At 29.9% G+C, this 7,432-nt stretch carries 7 protein-coding genes; 1 reads left to right on the forward strand and 6 read right to left on the reverse strand.

Annotated features, from left to right (window positions below):
• Positions 1–116 precede the first annotated feature (116 nt).
• On the forward strand, positions 117–806 hold the full coding sequence (locus CS899_RS08725; RefSeq protein ID WP_100065806.1) for a hypothetical protein: 690 nt from the start codon (positions 117–119) through the stop codon (positions 804–806).
• Positions 807–859: 53 nt separating this feature from the next.
• On the opposite strand, the gene asnB is transcribed toward CS899_RS08725, so the two are convergent.
• From asnB to tuf, 6 genes are all read right to left on the reverse strand, one after another.
• Positions 860–2,470, reverse strand: coding sequence for an asparagine synthase (glutamine-hydrolyzing) (gene asnB, locus CS899_RS08730; RefSeq protein WP_100065807.1), 1,611 nt, complete (start codon positions 2,468–2,470; stop codon positions 860–862).
• Between the two features lie 98 nt (positions 2,471–2,568).
• Positions 2,569–3,213 (reverse strand): ABC transporter permease, encoded by a 645-nt coding sequence (locus CS899_RS08735; protein ID WP_100065808.1) that lies wholly within the window; start codon positions 3,211–3,213, stop codon positions 2,569–2,571.
• Positions 3,213–4,157 carry an osmoprotectant ABC transporter substrate-binding protein gene (locus CS899_RS08740; RefSeq protein WP_100065809.1) on the reverse strand — a complete coding sequence of 315 codons (945 nt, stop codon included), beginning with the start codon at positions 4,155–4,157 and terminating at the stop codon, positions 3,213–3,215. Before CS899_RS08740 ends, CS899_RS08735 begins: the two co-directional genes overlap by 1 nt.
• 1 nt (position 4,158) lies before the next feature.
• Positions 4,159–4,791, reverse strand: coding sequence for an ABC transporter permease (locus CS899_RS08745; protein ID WP_100065810.1), 633 nt, complete (start codon positions 4,789–4,791; stop codon positions 4,159–4,161).
• Between the two features lie 8 nt (positions 4,792–4,799).
• Positions 4,800–5,966 carry an ABC transporter ATP-binding protein gene (locus CS899_RS08750; protein WP_100065811.1) on the reverse strand — a complete coding sequence of 389 codons (1,167 nt, stop codon included), beginning with the start codon at positions 5,964–5,966 and terminating at the stop codon, positions 4,800–4,802.
• Between the two features lie 456 nt (positions 5,967–6,422).
• Positions 6,423–7,432 (reverse strand): elongation factor Tu (gene tuf / locus CS899_RS08755; protein ID WP_100065812.1); only part of this gene is annotated, 1,010 nt, incomplete at its 5' end.

Here is a 7,432-nt window from a genome sequence, read left to right on the forward strand (position 1 = left end):
AATTAAAAATGCATAAAAATAATATTCTTACAATTTTATAATATTCATTGAGGTTGTTGTATTAAATGTGATTAAGATATATAATATATTATATAATAATATTTAAGGAGAAATATATGCCTTTAGATGATAATATAAAAAATAAAATATATGAATACTGTAACAATCATTTAGCTAACGAATATTGGTATACAGAAGAGTTTAAATTCATAAAGGATAATTCTTTAAAGGAAAGGCTCATTAAAGAATTTAGAGCAATTCGCTTTGCCTACAAAATATATGAAGGCATAGAAGCAGATAAAGAAAATTTAATTTTTGAAGTGAGAAATCAAATACTTGGATATGCCACTTTATATGAAGCTATTATTGAGTATGTCCTTAATGAATACTACTACGATACATTAGAGTATGAAAATTTAACTCATCATACAATTCCTATTAAAATTTCAATTCCTAATGAAAAACAAAAAATATTAGAAAATGAATTATATCATGATGGGAAAAAAATTGTGCCATTTTATTATGATAAAAGGAAAAAAGAAAAAACTAAGATAAGATTTGATGATAAATGTAAAACCGCTGAAGAAATTGGTTTAATTTATCCTTTTAAATCTAAAACAGGTTCTGTTATAAATCTAACTAATGAAATTATTGAAATTTATGGTTTTAGAAATGGAATTCACATTATTGCTGAACAACGCAAAAATATTAAATATGAATTAGAATTAAGCAAAAAAGCCTATATGAGAATGAAACCGTTCATCATGCAAATTAAGTCAAAGTTAGAAAAAGATGGCTTCATTTAAATCTCACCTTTAATATTTAAGCAACTAAAAAAAGATAGGTTAACCCTATCTTTTTATCTATTTACAAAATATTCTTTATACCAAAGTAAAAATGTGTATATTCTCCATATTAAATTGTATTTGAAATCTTTTTTATCTTCTAAAAGTTCTTCTATTTTTTCTGAATCTAAATAATCTTTTGCTACATTTAAATTAAGTTCTTCTTTAACTATATTAAAGTATTTTTCTTCTTTTAGCCAATTGTTTATTGGATTTTCTATTTTTATAATTTTATTTATGGCTACTTCTTCAAGCAATTTTTTTAGAACTTCTTCTAATTCTTTTTCTGAGAAATCTTTTGGTACATTATAAATTTCTTCTACTACTTTTCTATCTATAAATGGACTTCTCATTTCCATGCTTTGAGCACTACTCATTTTGTCTGCTACTAAAAGTTTTTCTTGTGAAATTCTACTTTGAATATTATTTGCTACATTTATTTCTTCAATATATTCTGCAAGTTCTTTATTTAATATTTTACTTACTTTTTTATTGTTGTATTCTATTTCTTCTTTTGTTATTACATCTTCTTTTTTTATAAAAAGTTCTTCTGCTCCATCTCCTGTCATTATTGCTGTTACATATTTTCTTGCCTCTTGTGACAAGAAATATATTTCCATACATAAGAAACTAGGATTTGGATCGTCTAATAGATACTGTATTCTTTCTATATTTTTAAAACAGTCTTCTGGAGTTATTTTTACTTCATGATACTTTGCATTTATCTCTTTTGAAAATTCTTCTTGAATGTTCTGTTTATTTTCTTCTACTGCAAATCCAAATGTATCTACTGGACTACTTGAGTTAGAAACGTATAAATCTGAAGTTTTTGTTAAAAATGCTCCTAGTTCTGTATCTGTTTCTTTGTGTAAGTCTATTGACTCTTGTATAGTATTTTTAATGTTTTCTATATATTCTTCTTTTGATTTTTTACTACTTCTTACTTCAACGTTCCAGTATTTTTTTATTTCCATATTATTATTTTTCATTTTTAGGAAATGTCCTGGTTTTAGTTTATATACTCCTTTAAAGAATGTTTCGTCTGTTTCTATTTGTCTTCCTTCTAAGTAAGGTTTTAACATATTTTCATTAAATTCTTTTATAAAGTTAGGATTTTTAGTAAATGATTTTATTTCTGAACCAAATAATAAACTTCCATCTGTTGTATTTCTTGTATAGTAAAGTGGTTTTATTCCGAAAAAGTCTCTAGCTATAAACAGTTCTTCTTTTTCTTTGTTCCATACTGCAAAGCCAAACATTCCTCTTACTTTGTCTAGTATTTTTTCTCCCCACTTATCATATCCATATAGTAATACTTCACTGTCTGTTTTAGAAATAAATTCATACCCGTCTTCTAGTAGTTCTTTTTTTATTCCTTTATAATTGTATATTTCACCGTTAAAAACCATTACTTTATCTTTGTTTTTAGTATAAAATGGCTGGCTTCCATTGCTCGATAAATCTACCATACTCAGTCTTCTAAATCCAAAAGCTACACTTTCGTCTATATGATAACCATCGCTATTTGGTCCTCTATGGATTATTTCATCTGCCATGTCTTTTATTATTTTTTTGTAATTTCCATATATTTTATTAGGGTTATATATTCCTACTGTTCCGCACATATACTCCTCCAACTAATTTAGTTTAATTTATTTTGCAAAAGAAAAGAGCAAGTTTTCTTGCTCTAATTTCATTTTATACTATATTTGTTTTTTTTCAACTAATTTTTTATAGGATTTATTTTCTTTTCTAAATACCCTAAAAACAAGTCTGCTATTACTGCCATTAATGCTGTTGGAAGTGCTCCAGCTATTATTATAGAAGAACCGTTACTTACATTTACTCCTCTTGAAATTATATCTCCAAGCCCTCCTGCTCCTATAAAGGTTCCTATTGCCGTTACTCCAATTGCTACTACTAGTGCATTTCTAATTCCCGCCATTATCATAGAAAGAGAAAGCGGTATTTCTACCATTCTTGTTATTTGCCATCTTGTCATTCCCATTCCTTTTCCTACGTCTATTAAATTCTTATCTACTCCTACTACTCCTGAGTAAGTGTTCTTTAATATTGGCAGTAGCGAATATAGAAATACTGTAGCTACTACTGTGTTACTTCCTAGTCCCATTCCAAGCATAAGGATAGATAGTAGTGCAAGTGACGGTATTGTCTGGATTACATTGGCTATTCCTATTACCCAGTCTGCTAGTTTGTATTTTCTAGCTATTAGAAAGCCTAAAGGAATTGCAACTACTGCTGCAAGTAGCACTCCATATACCGATATTAAGAAATGCCTAACAAACTGTTCTGTTACATACATTCCGTTTAACTTATAGTATTCTATTAAACCTTTTAATACTCCCATTATTTCGCCTCCGATATCATCGGTTCTTTATCTTTAAAATAATTGTTATCTTCTAAAAATTTCTTTGCTACATTTTTGGGTTCTACTAGTTCTTCATCTGCAAGTCTATTTAGTTTTTGCATTTGTTCACTTGATATTGTTCCTTCTAGCTTTAAAAGAACTTTATCTACTATTGGATACTTTTCTATTAGCTCATATGTCGCTGCTGGACTTGCATCATAAGGTGGAAACAAGTTTTTGTCATCTTCAAGTACTACTAAATCATTTGACTGAATTCTACCATCTGTTGTGTAACCTAGTACTATATCCATTTCTCCAGCATCTACGGCGTTATATACTAACCCAATTTCCATTGGATATACTTTTTGAAAGTCGTATCCATAAATTCTTTTAAAGTCTTCATATCCATCGCCTTTTCTTTGAATCCAAGCTGTATCTACTCCAGCTTTTAACTCTTTTGCTATATCTTTTAATTGGCTTACTTTTGTTATGTTATTTTTTTCTGAAAATTCTCTCGTTACCATAAATGCATAGGTATTCTCAAACCCATATGATGGATACCATTTTTCATTAAATCTTTTTTTGTATTCTTTTACTACTATATTCATTGCTTTTTCTGGGTCTGTTATAGGTTCCATCTCTAATTCTCCTGTAAGGGATGTCCCCGTGTACATAATTCCAGAAATATTTGCATTATCTGTCATTAGCGATTGGTGTATTAAGTTAGTTGAACCTAAGTTGTTTATTATGTCTATCTTTATATCTTTTGTATAATGTTCTAACATTTGCGATACCATTTCAGATACTATTTGACGTTCTGTAGTATTTCCACTTGCTATTACTATGTCACTTTCTGTATCTCCTCCAAGTCCTGGCAAGCTACAAGATGTTAAAAGTAAAAGCATTGGTATAGCTAATGTAATTTTCTTTAATCTATTTTTCATTCTATACCTCCAATCTCGCTTTTTTACTTGCAAATTTTTCTACTTTTGAAAGTAAAAAGTCTACAAACAAAGCTAGTATTGTTACTGGTATAGTTCCAAATATTATTAAGTTTGGGTTATAGTTATTAAGTCCTGAAAATATTAAATCTCCAAGTCCTCCTGCTCCTATATATGAAGAGAGTGTTGCCCAAGCTACTACATATACTCCTGAAAGTCTAATACCTGCCATTATTGCTGGTGATGCTAGTGGTATTTCTACTTTCATTATTGACTGCATCTTTGTCATTCCCATACCTTTTGCTGCATCTACTATGTTAGGATCTACTTCTGTCATTCCTATATATGTGTTTCTAAGTATTGGCAAAAGAGAATATATAAATAATGCTATTATTGCTGGAAGTTTTCCTATACCAAAAATAGGTATCATTATTGCAAGCAGTGCTAATGATGGTATTGTCTGTAAAATAGAAGCTAGTCCTATCACAAAATTAGATATTTTCTTCGTTCTAGTAAGCACTATTCCAAGTGGTACTGCTACTATGATTCCAAGTACCAACGCCATTACTGCAATATACAAATGTTCCGATGTTTTTTGTAGTATGTCTAAATAGTTTTGCTTTAAAAATTCTAACATTCTATCACCTACTCTATGTCAGATGTGCTATGAACTAACTCTTCTTCTTGTAGTTCTTCTTCATCTTCAAACATCATGTTGTAAATACTGTCTACTATATTCGCTCTTGTGAAAAGCCCTATAAGTTTGTTGTCTTTATCCACTACTGGAAGGTTTTTGTAATCGCATTCCGATATTAAAAACATAGCTTCTCTAAGTAGAGTTCCAGATTCTATATAGTTTGCTTCTTTAATTATTTCACTAACTTTGTGATTTCTAGTATCTTTTTTACCAAGTGCAAATATGTCTATATATCCTTCTAATACATTGTTTTCATCTGTTACAAATAATGTATCTACCCTTTTTTCTCTCATTAGTTTTAAAGCTTCAGCTAATGTTTTATCCCTTTCTATAAATATTGGATTTTTGTACATAACTTTGTCTACTATTTGCGTTCTTGAACGAGCTTGTACTATTCTATCTTCACCTAAAAGTTCCTTTACAAATTCATTTGCCGGATTTAAAAGTATGTTGTCTGGTGTATCAAATTGAATAAGATCACCTTTGTCCATTATTGCAATTTTATCTGCCATAGCAAGTGCTTCGTCCATATCGTGAGTTACAAAAACTACTGTTTTACCTAAATCTTTTTGTAATCTCTTTATTAATTTCTGAAGAGATTCCCTTGTTATTGGGTCAAGTGCTCCAAAGGGCTCGTCCATTAGTATTATATTTTGTTCTGCTGCTAATGCCCTTATTACCCCTATTCTTTGTTGTTGTCCCCCTGACAGTTCTGCTGGGTATCTGTCTAGCATTTCTTTCGGTAAATCTACCTTTTTTATTAAGTATTCTGCACTTTCTCTTTGTTTTTTCTCATCCCATTTTAAAAGCTTTGGCACCAATGTTATATTTTCATATATTGTCATATGTGGCATTAATCCAATTTGCTGTATTACATACCCTATACTTCTTCTTAATTTTACTTCGTCAATATCTTTTATGTTTTTTCCATCAATTAGAATATTGCCTTTTGTAGGTTTTATCATTCTATTTATCATTCTCATGCAAGTTGTTTTACCACTTCCACTTGTCCCTATAAATACTACAAACTCACCTCTATCAAAGGATAAATTGACATCTTTTACTGCAACTTTACCCCCTGAATATATTTTTGAAATATTCTTAAACTCAATCATTAAAGCCTCCTTACTAACTTATTTTTTTATAATTATAAGTTAAATGAGTTATTTTTATTAGTAATTTTTTTACTGTCAACTTATATTATATCATAAGTGTAATTTATGATTTTATTTTGCTTAATTGCTTTAATTAAGACTAGTTTATTGCAATAAAAAAAGACTTCACATTGAAGGCTTTTTTATATTATACATTAAAATAATATACCGCTTAAATATATTATAAAATATAATTAAATGGTATATTTAAAAAGAATACTATGATTTTATTGCAATAAAACAAAATATTATATTACTCAAACCTATATAATACTTGTTTTTTAAGCTCAATATATTCTGTTATTTCTAACAATTTAAAACTTATTCTAATTTTGAATTATCTTATTGAAAGTATAAGCTTCTCAAATAAAAAAAGCAAGGTTACCCTTGCTCTTCAAATTTACAAATATTTGCAGATTATTCTATAACTTTAGTTACAACTCCTGCTCCTACTGTTCTTCCACCTTCTCTTATTGAGAATTTTTGTCCTTCTTCTAAGGCAATTGGTGTGATTAATTCTATTATGAATTTTGCATTATCTCCTGGCATTACCATTTCTACGCCTTCTTCTAATGCTATGTTTCCTGTTACGTCTGTTGTTGTAAAGAAGAATTGTGGTCTGTATCCTGAGAAGAATGGTGTATGTCTTCCACCTTCGTCTTTTGTTAATACATATACTTCTGATTCGAATTTTGTATGAGGTTTGATTGTTCCTGGTGCTGCTAATACTTGACCTCTTTGGATTTCTTCTCTTTGTACTCCTCTTAATAACGCTCCTATGTTATCTCCTGCTTGTGCTTGGTCTAACAGTTTTTTGAACATTTCTACTCCTGTTACTACTACTGTTCTTTTTTCTTCTGTTAATCCGATAATTTCTACGTTATCTCCTACTTTTACTACTCCTCTATCTACTCTACCAGTTGCTACTGTTCCTCTTCCTGTTATTGAGAAGATGTCTTCTACTGGCATTAAGAATGGTTGGTCTGTATCTCTTACTGGTTCGTCAATGTAAGCGTCTACTTCTTCCATTAATTTTACGATTTTGTCTCCCCATTCTCCGTCTGGATCTTCTAATGCTTTTAATGCTGATCCTACTACGATTGGTGTGTTGTCTCCATCATAGTCATATTCGCTTAGTAAGTCTCTTACTTCCATTTCTACTAATTCGATTAGTTCTGGATCGTCTACTTGGTCTTCTTTGTTTAAGAATACTACCATTTTAGGGATTCCTACTTGTCTTCCTAGTAAGATATGCTCTCTTGTTTGTGGCATTGGACCATCTGCTGCTGATACTACTAGTATTGCTCCGTCCATTTGTGCTGCTCCTGTGATCATGTTTTTAACATAATCGGCATGGCCTGGACAGTCTACGTGTGCGTAGTGTCTGTTTGCTGTTTCATATTCTACGTGAGATGTTGAGATTGTTA

It is taken from the genome of Miniphocaeibacter massiliensis, from assembly GCF_900232905.1.
In the GTDB taxonomy this organism is placed as follows: domain Bacteria; phylum Bacillota; class Clostridia; order Tissierellales; family Peptoniphilaceae; genus Miniphocaeibacter; species Miniphocaeibacter massiliensis.

Coding starts and splice junctions, on each gene's coding strand:
- asnB (WP_100065807.1), bottom strand. CDS start 2,470: ATGTGCGGAACAGTAGGAATATATAACCCTAATAAAATATATGGAAAT.
- CS899_RS08750 (WP_100065811.1), bottom strand. CDS start 5,966: ATGATTGAGTTTAAGAATATTTCAAAAATATATTCAGGGGGTAAAGTT.
- CS899_RS08735 (WP_100065808.1), bottom strand. CDS start 3,213: ATGGGAGTATTAAAAGGTTTAATAGAATACTATAAGTTAAACGGAATG.
- CS899_RS08740 (WP_100065809.1), bottom strand. CDS start 4,157: ATGAAAAATAGATTAAAGAAAATTACATTAGCTATACCAATGCTTTTA.
- CS899_RS08725 (WP_100065806.1), top strand. CDS start 117: ATGCCTTTAGATGATAATATAAAAAATAAAATATATGAATACTGTAAC.
- CS899_RS08745 (WP_100065810.1), bottom strand. CDS start 4,791: ATGTTAGAATTTTTAAAGCAAAACTATTTAGACATACTACAAAAAACA.